Consider the following 19899-nt stretch of genomic DNA (forward strand, 5'->3'; position numbering starts at 1 on the left):
GCACGGGGCATCCGCGGATCAGGACCGCGCCGCGAGGAGCCCCTGCCCCTCGCGGCGCAGCCGCGCCAGGGAGCGCGGCGCCACGCCGGCGACCCGCAGCGCGGCGTCGGCCGTCGCCCGGGCGAGGGCCCCGGGGTCGCGGTCGGGGTCGGCGCGCCGGATGAGGATCACGCTCTCGGTGAGCCCGAAGAGGAGGTCCGCACGGAGCGCCAGCTCCTCGGGGGCGAGTTCCGTACCGGGCGCGGCGGTGGCGAGCAACCCCGTGTAGCAGGACTTGAGTTCGCTCCGGAGCCGGTGGAAGGCGGCGAAGCGCTCCGTCCCGACCTCGGGCAGCAGGTAGAGGGCGCCGAGGTTGTGCGGCCCTTCGCACAGCAGGGTGGCGTCGGACTGGCACAGTGCCCACAGGCGTGCCTCCGGAGACGCCTCCGTGCGCGACACGAGCCCGGCCGCAACCTCCAGGGAGGGGCGGACGGTCCCTTCCAGCAGCTCCGCGAGGATCGCCTCCTTGCCGTCGAAGTAGTGGTACAGGGACGCCTGTCGCAGCCCCGCGCGTTCGGCGATGGACCGGGTGGAGGTCGCGGTGTAGCCGCGGGTGGTGAACAACTCGGCCGCCGCGGCGAGGACTTCGTCGCGCGGCTCCGAGCCGCCTGCCGGGCGCTCCTGGGCCCGTGGGCGGCCGACTCTCCTGCTGGCGGGCGTCTTCGGCGTGCTCACCCCGCGATCCTCGCACACGGGCGGCGCCTCATCCGGGCCGAGCCGTGGGGGTGAGTTCCAGGTAACCGAGCGGAAACGCAAGGGCAATGACTGCGAAGCTCCCGCTGCCTAATTTCTGTCAAGCGACAGAAATTGATCCCGGACCGGAGGCCGAGCCATGGGGACACCCTCAGCTCCATCGCCCACGACCGCGTCGACGTACGGCGCGCGCGAACACGCCCGCGCCCAGGAGGGCACGACGGCCGAAGCCATGCCGGTCCTCCCGGCGAGCGACTGGCCGGAACCTCCGCCGGGCGTCGGAGCGGACGACGTCGTCTGGGCCGAGACCGTGGCGGGCGGCAACTACACCCACAAGGTCCTCGCCCGGGGCACCGAGCTGCGGCTGACCGACCTCACCGGCGACGCCTGCGCGCACCTCCTCCTCCACAGCGCCGACCGCCCGTGGGAGCGGCTGAACACGGCCGACACCGTCAAGGTGCTCTGGAACGCCTACCTCGGCGAGGGGCACCTGCTCCTCTCCGACCAGGGCCGAGTGCTCGCCTCCGTCGTCGCGGACACCTCCGGCCGGCACGACGCCCTCACCGGCACCTCCAGCCTCGCACGCAACACCGCCCGGTACGGCGACGGCACCCCGCAGTCCGCCTCGCCGGCGGGGCGCGAGCTGTTCACGCTCGCCGCGCTCAAGAACGGCCTCGCTCCGCGCGACCTCCCGCCGTCCGTCTCCTTCTTCCAGGGGGTACGGATCGCCGAGGACGGCACCACCGGGTTCACCGGATCGGCCGGCCCCGGCGCGTCCGTCACGCTCCGCGCCGAACAGGACCTCACCGTTCTCCTCGCCAACGTGCCGCACCCGTTGGACCCTCGCCCCGAGTACACCTGCGGGCACCTCCAGGTCGTGGCGTACCGGTCCCGCCCGACCGCCCCGGGCGACGCCCTGTGGGACGCCACCCCCGAAGGGCGCCGGGCCTTCCTCAACACCGTCGACCACCTCACCGCCCGGGGGCTCGCATGACCGCCACCTCCCTGCCCGGCCGCGTCGTCTCCGACGACACCGTCCCCGCCCGCGCCGCCTGGTCCGCCGTCGTCCGCAAGGGGCAGCTGCTGACCCTCACCGACCTGTACGGCAACCAGGCCGCCGACTTCCTGCTCTACGACGCGCACGACACCACCCTCCGCTACAGCGCCCCCGACACGATCCAGGCCCAGGGCAACGTCTTCCTGACCACCGGGTCGGTCCTGCTCTCCAACGATCACACCCCGCTGATGACCGTCGTCGAGGACACCTGCGGACGGCACGACACCCTCGGCGGAGCCTGCTCCAAGGAGTCCAACACCCTCCGGTACGGCCACCACACCTGGTCGCAGCACGCCTGCGTGGAGAACTTCCTCGCCGAGGGCGCCCGACACGGGCTCGGCAAGCGCGACCTCGTCTCCAACATCAACTGGTTCATGAACGTGCCGGTCGAGAAGGACGGCACCCTCGGCATCGTCGACGGGATCTCGGCCCCCGGCCTGAAGGTCGTACTCCGCGCCGAGACCGACGTCCTCGCCCTGCTCTCCAACTGCCCCCAGATCAACAACCCCTGCAACGGATTCGACCCGACGGCCGTGCGCATGACGATCACCGAGCCCGCCGCGAGCGACGAGGACGGCACCCGATGACCTTCGACACCCTGCTGGTCTCCAACCGCGGCGAGATCGCCGCCCGGATCATCCGCACCGCCCGGACGCTCGGGCTGCGGACCATCGCGGTGTACTCCGACCCCGACCGGGGCACCGAGCACGTCCGCCTGGCCGACGAGGCCGTCCGGCTCGGCCCCGCCCCGGCCAAGGAGTCGTACCTCGACGCCGATCAGGTGCTGAAGGCAGCCAAGGACACCGGCGCCGGCGCGATCCACCCCGGCTACGGCTTCCTGTCCGAGGACGCCGCCTTCGCGCGCCGCTGCGCCGACGCCGGCATCGTCTTCGTCGGCCCCACCCCCGAACAGCTGGAGCTCTTCGGCGCCAAGCACACCGCCAGGGCCGCCGCCGAGGCCGCGGGCGTCCCGCTCGCCCCCGGCACCGGACTCCTCCCCGACGTGACCGCGGCGCTCGCCGCCGCCGACGAGATCGGCTATCCGGTGATGCTCAAGGCGACCGGTGGCGGCGGCGGCATCGGCATGCAGGCGTGCCACGGACCCGCCGGCCTCGCCGACGCCTGGGAACGGGTGCAGCGGGTCGCCGCAGCTTCCTTCTCCTCCGCCGGGGTCTTCCTGGAGCGCCTCGTGGAGCGGGCCCGCCACGTCGAGGTGCAGGTCTTCGGCGACGGGATGGGCAAGGTCGTCGCCTTCGGCGACCGCGACTGCTCACTCCAGCGCCGCAACCAGAAGGTCCTGGAGGAGGCCCCCGCCCCCGGCCTCCCGGACCACGTCCGGCACCGGCTCGCCGAGGCAGCCCGGAACCTGTGCGCGTCGGTGGACTACCGCTCCGCCGGCACGGTCGAGTTCGTGTACGACGCCGCCCACGAGGAGGCGTACTTCCTGGAGGCCAACACCCGCCTCCAGGTCGAGCACCCGGTCACCGAGGCGATCTACGGCGTCGACCTCGTCGCCTGGATGCTGCGCCTCGCCCAGGGCGACACCGCCGTCGTCACCGAGCCCCCGCCGCCCCGGGGACACGCCGTCGAGGCCCGGCTGTACGCGGAGGACCCCTCGCGCGACCACCGCCCCAGCGCCGGCCTGCTGACCCGCGTCGCCTTCCCGGAGGACGTCCGCGTGGACGCCTGGGTGGAGACCGGCACCGAAGTCACCACCTCCTACGACCCCATGCTCGCCAAGGTGATCGCGCACGGCTCCGACCGGGCCGAGGCTCTCGACCGGCTCGACGCGGCGCTCGCCTCGACCCGCGTCGACGGCATCGAGACCAATCTGGGGCTGGTGCGCGCGGCCCTCAGGGACTCCGGCGTCCGCACGGCGACGCACTCCACCGCCACGCTGGCCACGGTCACCGACCCGACCCCGCGCGTCGAGGTCGTCGCGGCCGGCACCCTGACGACCGTCCAGGACTGGCCGGGCCGCACCGGCTACTGGCAGGTCGGCGTCCCTCCGGGCGGGCCGATGGACGACCTGTCCTTCCGGCTCGGCAACACCGCCCTCGGCAACGACGAGGGCGCCCCCGGTCTGGAGTGCACCCTCCAGGGCCCCTCCCTGCGGTTCACCCACCCCACCACCGTCTGCGTCACCGGCGCCCCGGCCCGGGTGACGGTCGACGGCGCCGCCGTGCCGCAGTGGGAGCCGGTCACCGTCGCCGCCGGACAGACCCTCGCCGTCGACGCGCCCACCGGACACGGCCTGCGCACCTACGTCCTGTTCGCGGGCGGTCTGGACGTGCCGGAGTTCCTGGGCAGCGCCGCCACCTTCACCCTCGGCCGATTCGGCGGGCACGGCGGCCGCGCCCTGCGCCCCGGCGACGTCCTGCACGGCGGCGAAGCCCGTACGGACACCTCCGTCGTCCCCCTCGACGACCGGCCGGCCTTCGGTGCGGACTGGCACATCGGCGCGGTCGAGGGACCGCACGCCGCCCCCGAGTTCTTCACCGACGACGACGTACGCGACTTCTACGCGGCGGACTGGAAGGTCCACTTCAACTCGGCCCGCACCGGCGTCCGCCTCGTCGGCCCCAAGCCGCGCTGGGCCCGCGCGGACGGCGGCGAGGCGGGCCTGCACCCCTCCAACATCCACGACACCCCGTACTCCGTCGGCGCAGTCGACTACACCGGCGACATGCCGGTCCTCCTCGGCCCTGACGGCCCCTCCCTCGGCGGGTTCGTCTGCCCGGCGACGGTGGTCACCGGGCAGCGCTGGAAGCTCGGCCAGCTCCGCCCCGGCGACACGGTCCACTTCGTGCCGGTGACCCCGGAGACGGCCGCCGTACTGCGCCGCACCCCGGCGGTCGCGCCCCGTGCCGACCGCCCGCCGAACGTCGACGGAGGCGTCCTCGCACGCCTGGAGGAGACCGGGGCCCGGCCGACGGTCACGTACCGGCGCAGCGGCGACGACAACCTCCTGGTCGAGTACGGGCCGATGCAGCTCGACCTGGCGCTGCGGATGCGCGTCCACGCGCTCGCGGAGGCGCTGGCCGCACGCCGGCTCCCCGGCGTCCTCGACCTCACCCCGGGCATCCGCTCGCTCCAGATCCAGACCGACCCGGACGTGCTGCCGCAGCGCGACCTGCTCGACGTCGTACTGCGCGTGGAGGAGGAACTGCCCGCCACCGACGACCTGGTGGTGCCCAGCCGGATCGTGCACCTGCCGCTGTCTTGGGACGACCCGGCGACCCGCGAGGCCATCGACCGGTACGTCGCGGGCGTGCGCGACGACGCCCCCTGGTGCCCGTCGAACATCGAGTTCATCCGCCGCGTCAACGGCCTGGACACGGTCGACGACGTCTTCCGGACCGTTTTCGACGCCGAGTACCTGGTCCTCGGCCTGGGCGACGTCTACCTCGGCGCGCCCGTCGCCACCCCGCTGGACCCCCGGCACCGGCTGGTGACGACCAAGTACAACCCGGCCCGCACCTGGACGGCGGCGAACTCGGTCGGCATCGGCGGCGCGTACCTGTGCATCTACGGCATGGAGGGTCCTGGCGGCTACCAATTCGTCGGCCGTACGACGCAGGTGTGGTCGCCCTGGCGCCAGCGCGGCGCCTTCGAGGCGGGCAGGCCCTGGCTGATGCGCTTCTTCGACCGCATCAAGTGGTACCCGGTCGGCGCCGACGAACTCCTGGAGCTGCGCGCCGACATCGTCTCCGGCCGGTTCGTCCCGAGGACCGAGGAGGGCACCTTCTCGCTCTCCGCGTACCGGGACTTCCTCGACGCGAACGCCGTGTCGATCGCCGCCTTCCGGGCCCGGCAGAGCGCGGCCTTCCAGGCCGAGCGCGACGCCTGGGAGACGGCCGGCGAGTTCGCCCGAGCCGAGGCGGCGGCCGAGACCGTCCCGTCGACAGGGGAGGTCGAGGTGCCCGAGGGCGGCCGGCTGGTCGAGGCCGACTTCACCGCCTGCGTCTGGCAGGTCAACGTCGAGGTCGGAGACCGGGTGTCGACGGGTCAGCAGCTCGTCGCCCTGGAGGCGATGAAGATGGAGTCCCCCGTGACGGCCCCCGCCGAAGGCGTCGTCGCGGAGATCCTGATCAGGCCGGGAAGCCAGGTCGAGGCCGGTACCGCCCTCGTCGTCCTGGCCCCCGTTGTGCCGGTGGAGGTGACCGCATGAGCGGCGCGCTGGAACGGGTGCGGGCCGCGTACGCCCGCATCGCCCGAGCGGACCGGCCCGAGGTGTGGATAGACCTCCGTCCCCAGGAGGACGCGGAGGCGGAGGCCGCCTCGATCGACGCGCGGACCTCCGCCGGGGAGCGTCTGCCCCTGGCCGGAACGGTCCTCGCCGTGAAGGGCAACATCGACGTCGCGGGACTCCCGACCACCGCGGGCTGCCCCTCGTACGCGTACCGGCCCGAGGCCGACGCGCCGGCGGTGGCACGCCTGCGGGCGGCCGGCTCCGTGGTCCTCGGCAGCACCAACCTGGACCAGTTCGCGACGGGTCTGGTCGGCACGCGCAGCCCGTACGGAGCGGTCCGCAACGCCGTCGACCCGGCGTACGTGTCCGGCGGGTCCTCCTCCGGTTCGGCGGTCGCGGTCGCCCTCGGCCTCGTGGACCTCGCCCTCGGCACGGACACGGCGGGTTCCGGCCGGGTCCCGGCCGCCTTCAACGGCGTCGTCGGCCTCAAGCCGACCCACGGCCTCGTCCCCACCGAGGGCGTCGTCCCCGCCTGCGCGTCGCTCGACTGCGTCACGGTCTTCGCCCGTACCCTCCCCGAGGCCGAGAGGGCCCTGTCCTTCATGGCGGCGCCGGTGGAACCCGCCACCGCGCCGCCGCGGCGCCCGGGGCCGTGGCGGATCGCGGTCCCCGACGCCCCGCAGCTCGGCGAGACGGACGGGGGCTGGGCGGAGGCGTTCGAGGCGGCCGCCGCCCGGCTGGCAGACGCGGGCGCGGAGCTCCTGTCCGTGGACCTGGAGCCCTTCACCGAAGCGGCGGCCATGCTGTACGACGGGGCGTTCGTCGCCGAGCGCTACTCGGCCGTCGGCGCCTTCGTCGACGAACACGCGGGCGACCCGGGCCTCGATCCGACGGTGGCCGGGATCGTCTCCGGGGCACGCGACGTCCCGGCCCATCGCCTGTACGCGGACCGGGAGAGGCTCGCCGCCCTCCGGGCCCGCGCGCTGGCCTCCCTCGGCGAAGCGGACGCGCTGCTCCTGCCGACCACACCCGGACACCCGACCGTCGCGGAGGTCGCGGCCGACCCTCTGGGCGCGAACGCCCGGCTGGGACGCTTCACCAACTCCACGAACCTGTTCGGCCTCGCGGCGGCCGCCGTCCCGGCAGGCGAGGTGGCGGGTCGGCCGTTCGGCGTCATGTTGGTCGGGCCGGCCCACACCGACGAACGGCTCGCCCGGATCACCGGGCTGCTCACGGCTCCGCCCCTGCACCTGGCGGTGGTGGGCGCGCACCTCTCCGGGCAGCCCCTCAACGGACAGCTGCTCGCCCTCGGCGGCCGGTTCGTCCGCACGACGGCGACGGCGCCCGCGTACCAGCTGTACGTGCTGGACACGACGCCCCCGAAGCCCGGTCTGGTCCGGGTCCGCGAAGGCGGCGCGGCGATCGAGGCCGAGGTGTGGCGGCTCCCCGCCGAGGGGCTGGGCGCGCTGGTCGCCGCCCTCCCCCGCCCGATGGCCCTCGGCTGCGTGGAACTCGCGGACGGCACCTCCGTACCCGGCTTCCTCTGCGAGCCCGAGGCCCTCGACGGCGCCCGTGAGATCACCGCGCACGGCGGCTGGCGCCCGGCGCTCGCCGCCCAGCTCCTCGGCGTACGCGGGCACGACCACCCGACAGATTGCCGCGCGGCCGGATGATGCTCCTGACGACGTCCACCACCCCGTTGGTGACGAAGGGGCCGGCGGCGTCCGAGGCGGCGTTGTGGTCGATCAGGCTCGCGCCGACCGTGGCGGACCCTCCATCGACGGTGAGGGCGCCGCCCGAGCCCGCGGTGTTCTCGTTCAGCCTGGACGCGATGAGGCATGACGGGGACCACGGCGGCGGTGTCAGTCCGCTGAAGTATCCTTCCGGCCACCGCACACCGACTTGAGGACCAAGAGAATTGACTGGCCTGTCTGCTTTCCCGCTGCCCTTTCACACTTCCCGTTCCATATCGTTCGCGACACCCCGAACGCTGCGGGAACTTCAGATGATGCAGTGCAGCTCCCACATTCGGTCCAAGCCGGGCTGGTTCGACAAGATGAACGATGCCGACGTCGTCGCCCGGTGGACACAGGAAGCGGTCGCCCAGGGTCTCACCGAAGCGCAGGTTCGCTACGTGCTCGCCGAACTCGTCCATTACGCCGCACTGCGGGACGGACGATCCGGTGTCGAGGTTTCCGTCGTCGACGGGGTGTGGCAGTCGGACACACTGGTCGACGACGAGCTCGGATCCCGGCTGCGCGAGACGGTTCAGATTCTGGAACAGATCCCCGAAACAGAAAAGGACTGGCACCCGGGATCCGACGGCCAGGTACTGGATCTGGTTCATCCCTCACTGTTCTGCCTGGTGAGAGAGGTGAGTGGCGCCCCCGATCGGGCTTGGCAGAACCCGACGGACCCCTACTCCACGTACGAGTTCTCGGAGAAATTCCAGTGGCTGCCCACGGACGTCGACATCAGTGACGACGGAGATGTCGCCTTCCGCTCGTACGTGAACAACGTCCACCCCGAGGTTCACGGCGAACTGGTCTCCGTGCTGGAGGACTTGTTCGCACGCCTGCGCCCGCTGCTGGAGAACGTGCTCACCGATCTGCGCCACCCCCGGCCCCTGCGGATCGAGGCCGATCCCTACGGGTGGTACGACTCGGAGCCGGAGTATCCGGTCAAATCCTCCTACAGTGACGACGAGGCCCACGCAGAAGCCCTTCGTGCGTGGGAACAGGCCCATGACGACTGGTGGGAGAACCGCCGCCCGGTCATCCCGGACGCCCCCGCCTTCACCCCGCCCGAGTTGCCCGACGCATCCGCCCGAGTCGACCTGCGCGGCCGCCGCCTCCAGGTCATCGTCAAGCTCGCCACCATCCACCTCACCCCGGACAAGCCGGAGTACAGCGGCGGTTCCTGGCACGTCGAGGGAATGATGAACGAGCGGATCGTCTCGACCGGCATCTACTACTGGGACAGCGAGAACATCACCGAAAGCCGGCTGAGTTTCCGGGCTGCCATCGATGACCCGAACTACGAACAGAACGATGACAACGGTCTGCGCGAGGTGTACGGACTGGAGGACGAAGACGCACTGAACCAGGTCCTGGGATCGGCCTCGACCCCAGCGGGCCGCTGCCTGGCGTTCCCGAACATCCTGCAACACCGCGTCGGACCGTTCCGCCTCACGGACACCACCCGTCCGGGACACCGCAAAATTCTCGCGTTCTTCCTGGTCGACCCGTCGGAAAGGATCGTCTCGACCTCCGATGTGCCACCGCAGCAGCCATGGTCCGACACCTCGACCATGACGCTCGAACAGGCGAAGACCTACCGTGAACAACTCATGCAGGAACGCAAGTTCTTCGTGGCCGAACACAACGACCAGCTCTACGAACGAGAGTTCTCCCTCTGCGAGCACTGAACCTCGTTCATCTCCATACGTCCAGGCCCGGAGGGTGAGACGGCCTGGATGACGCCACCCACTCCCGGATGGGCGGCGGTGTGACTACCCACGGCGCAACAGGGCTCACCCAGAGCTCTCGTGCCCGCCGGCCACAGGACAGGTTTCGGGTCGGGTTCCGGTTCCTTCCTCACCCTGTGATGATCACGGTGCGGGGCGTGGCGTGATCCGTCGCCGGAGTGCCACGCCTGGCAGAGCGTGTACGGCCACGGCACCTGCCGAGGGGGACGTGGGGCGACATGGCCGCGCTGCCGCGCCCGGATCCCGGACCGGGGCACCACATCCTTCGGGGTCGGCAGGTGTTCCTCCGGGCACGGAGAGAGATCGGCGCCCCGCGGGCAGGATGCCCGCCGGGCGCCTTCGCATGCGGTGCGAGGGCTGAGGCCCGGCCCGCCCGGGATCAGAGTAACGACGCTTTCACAGTGTCGGCGGCGGGTGACTGTGACGACGGCCACCACCGAGCGATGTCACAACACCGGAACCGGCACGGTCGTAGATGGTGAGTGGCCGGCTTCGCCGTCACGGAGAAGCCGACCAGTCGACCGGCGCCGGAAACGAGTACGTGCGCGCGGTCGTCGTTCCCGCCACCCCGCATTCACTGGAAGGCTGCCATGACTGATCCGGCACGTCCCACGCCGTCATCCATGACGAGTGAGCTCGACCAGCTTCCCGACCGCGACGCCGAGGAGACCGCGGAGTGGCAGGCCTCGCTGGACGCCGTCATGAAGCACGCGGGGCAGGACCGGGCGGCGTACCTGCTGCGACGAGTGCACGAGCACGCGACCCGCTCCGGGATAGTCCTGCCGGGACTTCTTTCCTCGCACTACATCAACACGATTCCGGCGTCCGCCCAGCCCGCCTTTCCCGGCGACATCGCGATGGAGTCCCGGATCACCGCGCTCAACCGGTGGAACGCGGCGGCGATGGTGACCCGCGGCTCCCACCTGGGCCTCGGTGGCCACATCTCCACCTACGCGTCGGCGGCATGGCTGTACGAGATCGGGTTCAACCACTTCTTCAAGGGCAAGGACCAGGACGGTTCGGGCGATCAGCTGTTCCTCCAGGGGCACGCGTCGCCGGGCATCTACGCCCGCCTCTTCCTGGAAGGCCGCCTGGGAGAGGACCGGCTCGACGGATTCCGGCGCGAGGCGGACGGCAACGGGCTGCCGTCCTACCCCCACCCCAGGCGTCTGCCGTGGCTGTGGGAGTTCCCCACGGTTTCCATGGGCCTCGGCCCCCTCGCCGCCGTCTACCAGGCCCGTTTCAACCGCTACCTGCACGACCGCGGTATCAAGGACACGTCCGGATCGCATGTGTGGGCCTTCCTCGGCGATGGGGAGACCGACGAGCCCGAGGCGACGGCCGCGCTGACGCTCGCCGCCCGTGAGGGGCTCGACAACCTCACCTTCGTCGTCAACTGCAACCTGCAGCGCCTGGACGGTCCGGTACGGTCCAATTCCAAGATCGTTCAGGAGCTCGAGGCCCGCTTCCGCGGAGCGGGATGGCACGTCGTGAAGTCGCTCTGGGGCGAGGCCTGGGACCCCGTCCTCCGGCAGGACGCCGACGGCGCCCTCGTCCGCCGCCTCGGTGAGGTGCCCGACGCCCAGATGCAGACGTACGCGGCCCGGGACGCCGCCTACCTGCGCAAGCACTTCTTCACCGGCGACGCCCTGTCCGGCATCGCCGCCGGGCTGAGCGACACGCAGCTCACCGAACTGTTCGGGAACTCACGCGGCGGGCACGAGCCGCTCAAGGTCTACGCCGCGTACCGGGCGGCGACGGAGCACCGCGGCGCGCCGACCGTCGTCCTCGCCCAGACCGTGAAGGGGCACACGCTGGGGCCGGAGTTCGAGTCGCGCAACGCCAACCACCAGATGAAGAAGCTGACCATGGCGCAGTTCCGCCACATGCGCGACGTGCTGGAGCTCCCCATCCCCGACAGCGCGCTGAGCGGGGACGTGGTGCCGTACTGGCACCCCGGCGAAGACTCGCCCGAGGTGCGCTACCTGCGCGAGCGGCGGGCCGCTCTGGGCGGCCCGGCCCCGGTCCGGAGGGTGGTCGCCAAGCCCCTGGCCCAGCCGCCGTCGCGTCCCTTCGAGGCCCTGCAGAAGGGGTTCGGCAAGCAGGAGGTGGCCACCACCATGGCGCTCGTCCGCCTGGTGAAGGACCTCATGCGCGACGGGGAGACGGGCAGACGCTGGGTGCCGATCATCCCCGACGAAGCCCGTACGTTCGGCATGGAGTCGCTCTTCCCGACGGCCGGGATCTACTCACCGGACGGCCAGAACTACGAACCGGTCGACGCGGACCAGCTGCTGCACTACCGGGAAGCCAAGAACGGCCAGCTGATCGACGAGGGCATCACCGAGGCCGGCTCCGTGGCCGAGTTCACCGCCGCGGCGACCTCGTACGCCACGCACGGCGAGCCCATGATCCCCTTCTACATCTTCTACGCCATGTTCGGGTTCCAGCGCACCGGTGACCAGTTCTGGGCCCTCGCCGACCAGCTGGGGCGCGGGTTCGTCATCGGGGCCACGGCCGGGCGTACGACGATGACCGGAGAGGGCCTTCAGCACGCCGACGGCCATTCCCACCTCCTGGCCTCGACCAATCCGGCGGCGGTGAGCTACGACCCTGCCTTCGCCTACGAGATCGCGGTGATCGTCAGGGAGGGGCTGAGGCGGATGTACGGCGAGCAGCCCGAGGACGTCTTCTACTACCTGACGGTGTACAACGAGTCGAAGCAGCAGCCGCCCATGCCCTCCGGGCCCTCGGTAGAAGAGGGAATCCTGCGCGGGATGTACCAGTACCGGCAGGCGAGGCCCGGCGGCACCGGTCCGCGGATCCAGCTGCTGGCCTCCGGCACGGCCATCCACTGGGCGCTGGAGGCGCAGGACCTCCTCCAGGAGCGCTGGGGCGTTCAGGCCGACGTGTGGTCGGTGACCTCCTGGACCGAACTGCGCCGTGACGCGCTCGACGCCGACGAGGCGCGGCTGCGCGGCGAGCCGCGCGTCCCGTACGTCACCCGCGCGCTGGCGGACGCACCGGGGCCGGTGCTGGCCGTGAGCGACTGGATGCGGCAGGTGCCCGACCAGATCAGCCAGTGGGTCGAGCAGGACTACTCGTCCCTGGGCACGGACGGGTTCGGCCTTTCGGACACCCGGGAGGCGGTACGCCGCTACTTCCGCGTGGACGCCGAGTCGATCGCCCTGGCGGCCCTGGACCAGCTCGCCCGGGCCGGAGCGGTCGACCCGGAAACGGTCGCGCAGGCGCGCGACCACCACGGTCGCCAGGGTTGACCCCGGGCCCACGGCGTACCGGAACCGAACCTGCGAACCGCAGGCCCCGGGAAGGAAGAAGGGTGCCGCGGCGCCCTGCGGATTCGCGAGGAGCGATCGAACCCATGGCTGTTTCCGTAACCCTGCCGTCCCTCGGCGAGAGCGTCACCGAGGGCACCGTCACCCGCTGGCTGAAACAGGTCGGCGACACGGTCCAGGTGGACGAACCACTGCTCGAGGTCTCCACCGACAAGGTGGACACCGAGATCCCGTCCCCCGCGACCGGCGTACTGGCCTCCATCACGGTGGCCGAGGAGGAGAACGCGGGGATCGGCGATGAGCTGGCGGTCATCGACGACGGTGCCGGAGCCCCGGCCGTGGAACCCACGCCGTCAGTACGTGAGGTCGCCACCGAGCCGCCGGCACCGGCCGCAGAGCCCACGCCCACGCCGGTTGCGGCCCTCACCGGTCCCGTCCCCGATGGCAACCCGGCCGGAGACGCACGCACGACCCCGCCCGTACCCACGTTCGCCGTGCCGGAGCCCCAGCCGCCGACACCTGCGGACGCGTCGTCGCTGCGCGGCCGGACGGTCGGGATGACCCGCATCCGCAAGGTCATCGGCGACAGCATGATGAAGGCCCTGCACGAGCAGGCTCAGCTGACGACCTTCATCGAGGTCGATGTCACCAGGCTGATGCGGCTGCGCGCTCGGGCGAAGGATGCCTTCGCGGCCCGCGAAGGCATCAAGTTGTCCCCGATGCCGTTCTTCGTCAGCGCGGCAGTCCAGGCCCTGAAGGCGCACCCCGTCCTCAACGCCCGGATCAACGAGGGCGAGGGCACCATCACCTACTTCGACGTGGAGAACGTCGGCATCGCGGTGGACACCGCGAAGGGGCTCATGACCCCGGTCATCAAGGGCGCGGGCGACCTGGGCATCGCAGGCATCGCGCGGAGGACCGTCGAGCTGGCCGACAAGGCCCGCCGCGGCGGCCTCACCCCGGACGACGTGGCGGGCGCGACCTTCACGATCTCCAACACCGGTTCCCGCGGGGCCCTGTTCGACACGGTCGTCGTTCCGCCGAACCAGGTCGCGATCCTGGGCATCGGTGCCACGGTCAAGAAGCCGGCTGTCGTCGAAGTGGCGGGAGAGGCGGTCATCGGCATCCGCGACATGGTGCACCTGTCGTTGTCCTACGATCACCGACTGGTGGACGGAGCGGACGCTGCCCGCTATCTCACCGCCGTCAGGACGATCCTGGAATCCGCCGCCTTCGCCGGTGATCTGCCCCTCGACGCGGACTCCTGAGGGCGTCGTCGAGCTCATCCTGCGCCGCGACCGCGCTCGGCAGGGGCGAAAGCCCCGTGTACCGGCCGCGGTCCCGTCTCCGGTGCCGCGCTCGCGAGGCGGGCGCGGCACACGGTGGGACAGCGGGCGCACGGTGGGACGCACCGGTGCGTGTGGCTCGGCACCGCACTCGAACGCCCGGGCGGCGGCCCGGACCTACCCGTGAGGGGCGAAGCCGGCGCGCCACAGATCGCGGAGCAGCGCGATCTCGGCCATGTGGTGGATGAATTCGAGATTGGCCCCGGCCACCACGCTGATGTACGGGTCGTCGGGATCGGAGCCGTAGGGGTACTGCGAGAAGCCGACCGTGTCGAGCTGCTCGTCGGTGAGGGCGGCGACGCTGTCGCGCCAGCGGTCGATCGTCTCCCAGAGCCGCTCGACCGCCAGTGCGGCGCGGGGGGTGAAGTCGACCAGCAGATTCGGCTCCTGCCGCCGTTCGCCGAACGTCCACTCCCACTGGCCCGCGAAGCAGGAATGCAGATGCCCCAGCCGCCATGCGATGGTGGTGACGGGTGTGTTGTCGGGCTCCGGCGCACCGGTGTGCGCGAGGACCTGCTCGACCCGCTCGACCGTCACGTGCCAGTCCTCGGCGATCTTGGCGATCGTCATGCCGTCGGCGGCCTGTCGGGCGACCTCGGCGTACTCACTCGCCGGGATGTCCGGGGCGCCCTTGTCGAGCAGCCACTCTCCCGGTCCGTACGCCCTGGGCGTCACTGCCTCGCCCCGGCGGCGGAGCGACCATGAACCGGGTACGGGCTCCCACAGGTACTCCTCGTCACCGAGGCCCTCCAGCCGCACCCGGGCCATCTCCCTGGCCTGATCGAACTGTTCCAGCAGCAGGCCCAAACGGTCGGTCCGCGTACCGTCAGCAGTCTCCACACCCGGCTCCCTTGTGGGTCGCACCCCGCAACTCATCGTGTCAGGCCGAAGTTAACGGCCCGCCTCACGGACCGCGACCGAATTACTCGCCAGCGGCGGCATGAGCGTAGGCACGGACGGCTGTCACACGCGCGTGGGCACCGCTGTCTTACTGGTGACCGACGGGGTACTGCATCCCGCCCGAGCTCGCCGGCCCCTCCGGCGTCACCGGACGGGGTCGATGCAACCCCACCTTCCGCAGAGAGGCGGACCTGTGTCCGGACGCACCGTGTCAGTCCGCGAGGGCCGACGTCTCGCCCGCACCATCGCGATCGGGCCGCACGGCATGACCGCGGACGAGCCAGAACCCATCAGCGCGGATACGGGACCCACTCCCGGTGAACTGCTGCTGGCCGCGCTCGGGTCGTGCACGTCCATGGCGGTCCGCGCCTTCGCGGACCGGCACGGGTGGCAACTCCACCACGTCGATGTGGACGTGCACTTCGAGCCGCAGGGTCAGATCGTCAAGAACATCAGGCTCGTCGGCGACCTCGAACCCGCCCAGGTGGAAAGACTGCTGACGGTCGCCGGACGCTGTCCGGTGCATCGCCTGCTCACCGGGGACGTCTCGGTGACCACCGTACCCACCGTGGTGGCGGCGGCCCGCCGGTGACCGGGGGACGCCTCCGGGCCGATCTCGGGGGCTCCTGCCGGTAGACGGGGCTCCGGGCCGATCTCGGGGGCTCCTGCCGGTAGACGGGGCTCCGGGCCGATCTCGGGGCTCCGGGAGCGGCAGCCGCACACACCTTCGCCCACCGGGCGCGCTGTCACAAATACGGGAAGCGTCCGGTCATCCCTGAAAAGGCTCCACTGACCCGCGCGGGCGAGCAGCGCGTCTCGTCGTGCCCGCCCGCCTAGTACCACTGGGAGGATCCCCATCATGAAGGTCGTCGTCATCGGCGGAACCGGCCTGATCGGCTCGAAGCTGGTCGGCAAGCTCAAGGAACACGGCCACGAGGCGGTGCCGGCCGCGCCCAACACCGGCGTCAACACCCTGACCGGTGAGGGCCTGGCCGAGGTTCTGCAGGGTGCTGCGGTCGTCGTCGACGTCTCCAACTCGCCCTCGTTCGAGGAGAAGGCCGTCATGGACTTCTTCCGCACCTCGACCACCAATCTCCTGAAGGCGGAGGCGGACGCCGGTGTGGCCCACCACGTCGCGCTCTCCATCGTCGGCACGGAACGGCTCGAGGAGAACGCCTACTTCCGCGCCAAGCTGGCGCAGGAGGAGCTGATCAAGACGTCGGGGATCCCGTACTCCATCGTCCACGCCACGCAGTTCTTCGAGTTCGCGAAGGGCATCGCCGACGCGTCGACCGAGGGCGACGTCGTACGTGTGCCCGACGCGAAGATCCAGCCCATGTACTCCGACGACGTGGCCGCCCAGCTGGGACGCACCGCGGTCGGCACGCCCGTCAACGGCGTGGTCGAGGTCTGCGGTCCCGAGGCGTTCCCGTTCGACGAGTTCATCCGCCGGGGCCTCGCCGCCGACGACGACCCCCGCACGGTCGTCGCCGACCCGCACGCCCGGTACTTCGGTTCCGAGCTGGAGGAGAGCAGCCTCCTGCCCGGCCCCGACGCGAACGTCGCCGAGACCCGCTTCGCCGACTGGCTCGCGCGGAGGCAGTAGGCCCCGGGGTGGCCGGCCCCGTGGGCAGGCCACCGCCGTGCCCACACCCGGAACCCGCTGTGCACCCTTTCGCACGGCGGGTCCCGGTGCGTCCGGCGGGCGGCGCCCAGGACGGCCCGGCTTCAGAGCGAGCGGGAACCCGGGCCACCGGTGGGTCCCTTGCCCGGAAGGGCACCGTCCAGCTCACATCCACAGCACGAAAAGATCGTCTCGCCATGCCCAAGAACCGACGGGAACCCACTCTGCCCCGGCCCCGGCCCCGGCCCCGGCCGCACAAGGCGCTGACCGGTATCTACACCGTCGACCCAGCCCACAGCACGATCGGCCTGTCCGTCCGCCACGCCATGATCACGAACGTGCGCGGGAGGTTCACCGACTTCGAGGGGCTCCTCAGGCTCGACGGATCCCATCCCACGCGGTCACAGGCCTATGTGAGCGTCCGGACCGACAGCCTGGACACGAGTGTGCTGGACCGGGACGCACATGTCGTCGGACCTGACTTCCTGGACTGTGCGCTGTACCCGCTGATGACCTTCCGCTCCAGCGGGATCGTCCACACCGGTGACGACCGTTTCCGTGTCTCCGGCGAGTTGATGATCAAGGGTGTGGAACTGCCCGTCGGCATCGACCTCCGGTTCGGCGGGGCCGGCCGGGACCTCAATGGGAAGCACCGTGTCGGTTTCGAGGGCTCGGCCACCCTTCGGCGCTCGGACTGGGGCCTCACCTGGAACACCGCCCTCGAGACGGGGGGTGTCCTGCTGAGCGACACGGTGAGGCTGACCCTCGGGATATCGGCGGTTCGACTCGACCGGGCGCAGACCGGCTGACGGCGCTCGCCGGCATGTCCCGCTGCCCCTCACTGGCGCCCCGACGTGCCGGCCGTCCTTCCTCCCCGTTCCCCTCGTCCCTGCACGGCATCGGGGCATGGCGGCGGAGCAGCGCGGGTCCGCGGCCCGAAATCGACGTTCTTGCGCCACCACACCAGTACGACCGCCCCAGGTCGACGCCCGCGGTGCCACAACCCGTGCCGCCCGTGAGGGATCGGTGGCGAACGCGGATCAGGGCCTCCGGCTGCGCACGACGAGACGGCGGGGTGGCACGGAGCCACCCCGCCGTCGAGTTGCGCGGATCAGCGTGCGGACCGCGCCGCCTCCCGGATGATCCGGGAGACCTCGTCGGGGTGCGAGACACTGACGGCGTGCGATGCCCGGACCTCCACGGTGCGGGCGTTGGCGCGCTCGGCCATGTAGTTCTGGGTCTTGCGAGGGATGTTGCGGTCCCCGGTGGCCACCAGCGCCCAGGACGGGATGGTCTTCCACGCGGGCGCGGAGGAAGGCTCCCCCAGAGCCGCGCCGGTCACGGGCCGCTGGGTGACCGCCATGAGCTCGGCGGTGTTCTCCTCGACATCATCGGCGAACTGGTGGTGGAACTTGGCGTGTTCGATGTAGAAGTCCTGCCCCTGGGAACCGTCGGGCAGTGTGACCGGGACGGAGTACAGGGCCTCGCCGAGCGAGCTGCCGGGGAACTTCTGCGCGAGGTCGAGCGCGCTCTCCCCCTGGTCCGGCATGAAGGCCGCGATGTACACCAGCGCCTTGACGTTGTCGGCGCCCCGGGCGGCGTTGGTGATCACGGCTCCGCCGTAGGAGTGGCCGGCGAGCACGACGGGCCCGTCGATGCCGGCAAGGAGCTCCTTGAGGTAGGCGGCGTCGCTGCTGAGCCCGCGCAGGGGGTTGGCGGCCGCCACGACCGGGTAGCCGTCCCGCTTCAACTTCTTCACGACGCCGTTCCAGCTGGTGGAATCGGCGAAGGCTCCGTGGACGAGGACCACGGTCGGCTTACGGCCTTGCGACGAGGTCGCGTTGCCCGCGTTCGCGGGGGCGACCGTCGTGGCGAGAAGAGCCGCGGCGACGGTTGCCGTGGCCATGAGGGTCAGCGGAGTACGGGCACGTCGGGGGAGGGAATTCCTCATGTCGGAGACCTTTCTGGTCGGTTGTCGGTTCGGCGATCACTGACCCACGAGGAATCGGAACACGAATGAAACGGGCTGCGCACGGCACTGGAATGCCTTTCGTGCGAGAGCCGTTGCCGGCCTCAGTAAGCCTTTGCGGCCTTGCGAGCGTGTTCGGGACACCACTCGTACGGGAACGGCGGACTGGCCGTGGCCTCCGCGAACTTCTGGGCCGCAGGCTCGAGAACCGGCTTGTTCACGTCTGTGCTCCTGGGGTCAACAGGCCTGTTTGCTGCTTTCACCCCTATGACAGGAAACCCGCGGAGGATGTGACACGGCCCATGCAAGAATCTTCGTGACCCGGCATTTCCGTGAAGGGATGACTCGGGCAGTCTGTGGACCTTCCCGAGGTAGTGCGCGTCCCGAACTGGCGGCCGCTGCCACTGAGCCCTTTCCAACTTGTGGCAGCAGCGAGCCAGTTGGGATGACAACGTGGTGAAGCCCCTGGTAGATGGGTTTTCGACCAAGAGAACCGTCTCCACCAGAGGCTTCGCATGCTTGTCTACCCTTCGGGCGTCGACGTGTCCAGCTCTGCCCTGCGCTTTCTGTCCGCCCGTCTGCGGCAGCACCGTCGCGCGATCGGCTCCCGCTGGAGGCGTCTGAACCCCGGCCGCCAGGCCCTGCTCGCACTCGCCCACCTGCGGATGGGAAACACGTATGCCCAGCTCGCGGCCGGATTCGGTATCGGAACCACGACCGCCTACCGGTATGCCACCGAGGCTGTCGAACTCCTGGCAGGCCTCGCGCCCACCCTGGCCGACGCGATCCGGGTCGCGTCGACGAAGGCGTTCGTGATCCTCGACGGCACACTCCTGCCGACCGACCGCATCGCCGCGGACCGGCCCTTCTACTCCGGGAAACACAAGAAACACGGGATGAACCTGCAGGTCCTCACGGATCCCTTCGGCCGGCTGCTGTGGGCCTCGCCGGCCCTGCCCGGCGCCGTCCACGATGTCCGCGCGGCCCGCGAGCACGGCATCGTCGACGCCCTTGCCGCAGCCGACATCAAGTGCTGGGCGGACAAGGCATATCGGGGTGCCAGCGGGACCGTTCGCACCCCCTACTGGGGCCGCTGGGAAACCCTTTCCACCGGTCAGCAGGCCGTCAACCGGTCCCACGCGAAGATTCGCGCACTCGTCGAGCAGGCCATGGCCACCCTCAAATCCTGGCGGCTCCTCCGCAAGCTCCGGTGCTCGACCGCCCGCGTCACCAGCCTCGTCCGGGCCGTCCTCGCCCTGCATCTGGCCAGCTCAGAGTGAGGATGGAAAAGGCTCA

The 19899-nt window shown here is 71.0% G+C and carries 13 protein-coding genes and 1 pseudogene; 11 read left to right on the plus strand and 3 right to left on the minus strand.

Annotated elements, in window-relative coordinates:
• Positions 1 to 18: 18 nt before the first annotated feature.
• The gene (locus BLT82_RS26490; RefSeq protein ID WP_093659180.1) at positions 19 to 714 is read right to left on the minus strand and encodes a TetR/AcrR family transcriptional regulator; all 696 of its coding nucleotides are present in this window, start codon (positions 712 to 714) and stop codon (positions 19 to 21) included.
• Between the two features lie 157 nt (positions 715 to 871).
• Between BLT82_RS26490 and BLT82_RS26495 the strand changes: the two genes are divergently transcribed.
• From BLT82_RS26495 to BLT82_RS26530, 7 genes and pseudogenes are all read left to right on the plus strand, one after another.
• Positions 872 to 1726 (plus strand): urea amidolyase associated protein UAAP1, encoded by an 855-nt coding sequence (locus tag BLT82_RS26495; RefSeq protein WP_244529623.1) that lies wholly within the window; start codon positions 872 to 874, stop codon positions 1724 to 1726.
• Positions 1723 to 2376 carry an urea amidolyase associated protein UAAP2 gene (locus BLT82_RS26500; protein ID WP_093659184.1) on the plus strand — a complete coding sequence of 218 codons (654 nt, stop codon included), beginning with the start codon at positions 1723 to 1725 and terminating at the stop codon, positions 2374 to 2376. The genes BLT82_RS26495 and BLT82_RS26500 overlap by 4 nt, the downstream gene beginning before the upstream one ends.
• Positions 2373 to 5960 (plus strand): urea carboxylase, encoded by a 3588-nt coding sequence (gene uca / locus BLT82_RS26505; protein WP_093659186.1) that lies wholly within the window; start codon positions 2373 to 2375, stop codon positions 5958 to 5960. The genes BLT82_RS26500 and uca overlap by 4 nt, the downstream gene beginning before the upstream one ends.
• The gene (locus BLT82_RS26510) at positions 5957 to 7654 is read left to right on the plus strand and encodes an allophanate hydrolase (protein ID WP_093659188.1); all 1698 of its coding nucleotides are present in this window, start codon (positions 5957 to 5959) and stop codon (positions 7652 to 7654) included. The genes uca and BLT82_RS26510 overlap by 4 nt, the downstream gene beginning before the upstream one ends.
• Positions 7655 to 7899: 245 nt before the next feature.
• Positions 7900 to 9408: a DUF4246 domain-containing protein gene (locus BLT82_RS26520; RefSeq protein ID WP_093659192.1), complete on the plus strand. Its 1509-nt coding sequence runs from the start codon at positions 7900 to 7902 to the stop codon at positions 9406 to 9408.
• A 650-nt stretch (positions 9409 to 10058) separates the two neighbouring features.
• Entirely contained in the window at positions 10059 to 12746 is a 2688-nt protein-coding gene (aceE, locus tag BLT82_RS26525) for a pyruvate dehydrogenase (acetyl-transferring), homodimeric type (RefSeq protein ID WP_093659194.1), read from the plus strand.
• Between the two features lie 116 nt (positions 12747 to 12862).
• Positions 12863 to 14032, plus strand: a pseudogene (locus BLT82_RS26530) (2-oxo acid dehydrogenase subunit E2); the annotation flags it as partial.
• 195 nt (positions 14033 to 14227) lie between these two features.
• Here BLT82_RS26530 and BLT82_RS26535 read toward each other — a convergent pair.
• The gene (locus BLT82_RS26535) at positions 14228 to 14950 is read right to left on the minus strand and encodes a DinB family protein (protein ID WP_244529625.1); all 723 of its coding nucleotides are present in this window, start codon (positions 14948 to 14950) and stop codon (positions 14228 to 14230) included.
• 253 nt (positions 14951 to 15203) lie between these two features.
• Between BLT82_RS26535 and BLT82_RS26540 the strand changes: the two genes are divergently transcribed.
• From BLT82_RS26540 to BLT82_RS26550, 3 genes are all read left to right on the plus strand, one after another.
• Positions 15204 to 15602 (plus strand): OsmC family protein, encoded by a 399-nt coding sequence (locus BLT82_RS26540; protein WP_093659200.1) that lies wholly within the window; start codon positions 15204 to 15206, stop codon positions 15600 to 15602.
• Between the two features lie 267 nt (positions 15603 to 15869).
• Positions 15870 to 16616: an SDR family oxidoreductase gene (locus tag BLT82_RS26545; protein ID WP_093659202.1), complete on the plus strand. Its 747-nt coding sequence runs from the start codon at positions 15870 to 15872 to the stop codon at positions 16614 to 16616.
• A gap of 215 nt (positions 16617 to 16831) precedes the next feature.
• On the plus strand, positions 16832 to 17443 hold the full coding sequence (locus tag BLT82_RS26550; RefSeq protein ID WP_093659204.1) for a YceI family protein: 612 nt from the start codon (positions 16832 to 16834) through the stop codon (positions 17441 to 17443).
• Between the two features lie 302 nt (positions 17444 to 17745).
• On the opposite strand, the gene BLT82_RS26555 is transcribed toward BLT82_RS26550, so the two are convergent.
• Entirely contained in the window at positions 17746 to 18540 is a 795-nt protein-coding gene (locus BLT82_RS26555) for an alpha/beta fold hydrolase (protein ID WP_244529627.1), read from the minus strand.
• Between the two features lie 578 nt (positions 18541 to 19118).
• Between BLT82_RS26555 and BLT82_RS26560 the strand changes: the two genes are divergently transcribed.
• Entirely contained in the window at positions 19119 to 19883 is a 765-nt protein-coding gene (locus tag BLT82_RS26560) for a transposase family protein (RefSeq protein ID WP_093654803.1), read from the plus strand.
• Positions 19884 to 19899: the final 16 nt, after the last annotated feature.

Origin of the sequence: Streptomyces wuyuanensis (assembly GCF_900103455.1) — a bacterium.
GTDB classification, from domain to species: Bacteria; Actinomycetota; Actinomycetes; order Streptomycetales; family Streptomycetaceae; genus Streptomyces; species Streptomyces wuyuanensis.

What these genes read in the sequence shown, in the direction of transcription:
- BLT82_RS26495 (WP_244529623.1), top strand. Translation starts at nt 872, where the DNA reads ATGGGGACACCCTCAGCTCCATCGCCCACGACCGCGTCGACGTACGGC.
- BLT82_RS26500 (WP_093659184.1), top strand. Translation starts at nt 1,723, where the DNA reads ATGACCGCCACCTCCCTGCCCGGCCGCGTCGTCTCCGACGACACCGTC.
- uca (WP_093659186.1), top strand. Translation starts at nt 2,373, where the DNA reads ATGACCTTCGACACCCTGCTGGTCTCCAACCGCGGCGAGATCGCCGCC.
- BLT82_RS26510 (WP_093659188.1), top strand. Translation starts at nt 5,957, where the DNA reads ATGAGCGGCGCGCTGGAACGGGTGCGGGCCGCGTACGCCCGCATCGCC.
- aceE (WP_093659194.1), top strand. Translation starts at nt 10,059, where the DNA reads ATGACTGATCCGGCACGTCCCACGCCGTCATCCATGACGAGTGAGCTC.
- BLT82_RS26545 (WP_093659202.1), top strand. Translation starts at nt 15,870, where the DNA reads ATGAAGGTCGTCGTCATCGGCGGAACCGGCCTGATCGGCTCGAAGCTG.
- BLT82_RS26550 (WP_093659204.1), top strand. Translation starts at nt 16,832, where the DNA reads ATGCCCAAGAACCGACGGGAACCCACTCTGCCCCGGCCCCGGCCCCGG.
- BLT82_RS26555 (WP_244529627.1), bottom strand. Translation starts at nt 18,540, where the DNA reads ATGGCCACGGCAACCGTCGCCGCGGCTCTTCTCGCCACGACGGTCGCC.
- BLT82_RS26560 (WP_093654803.1), top strand. Translation starts at nt 19,119, where the DNA reads ATGCTTGTCTACCCTTCGGGCGTCGACGTGTCCAGCTCTGCCCTGCGC.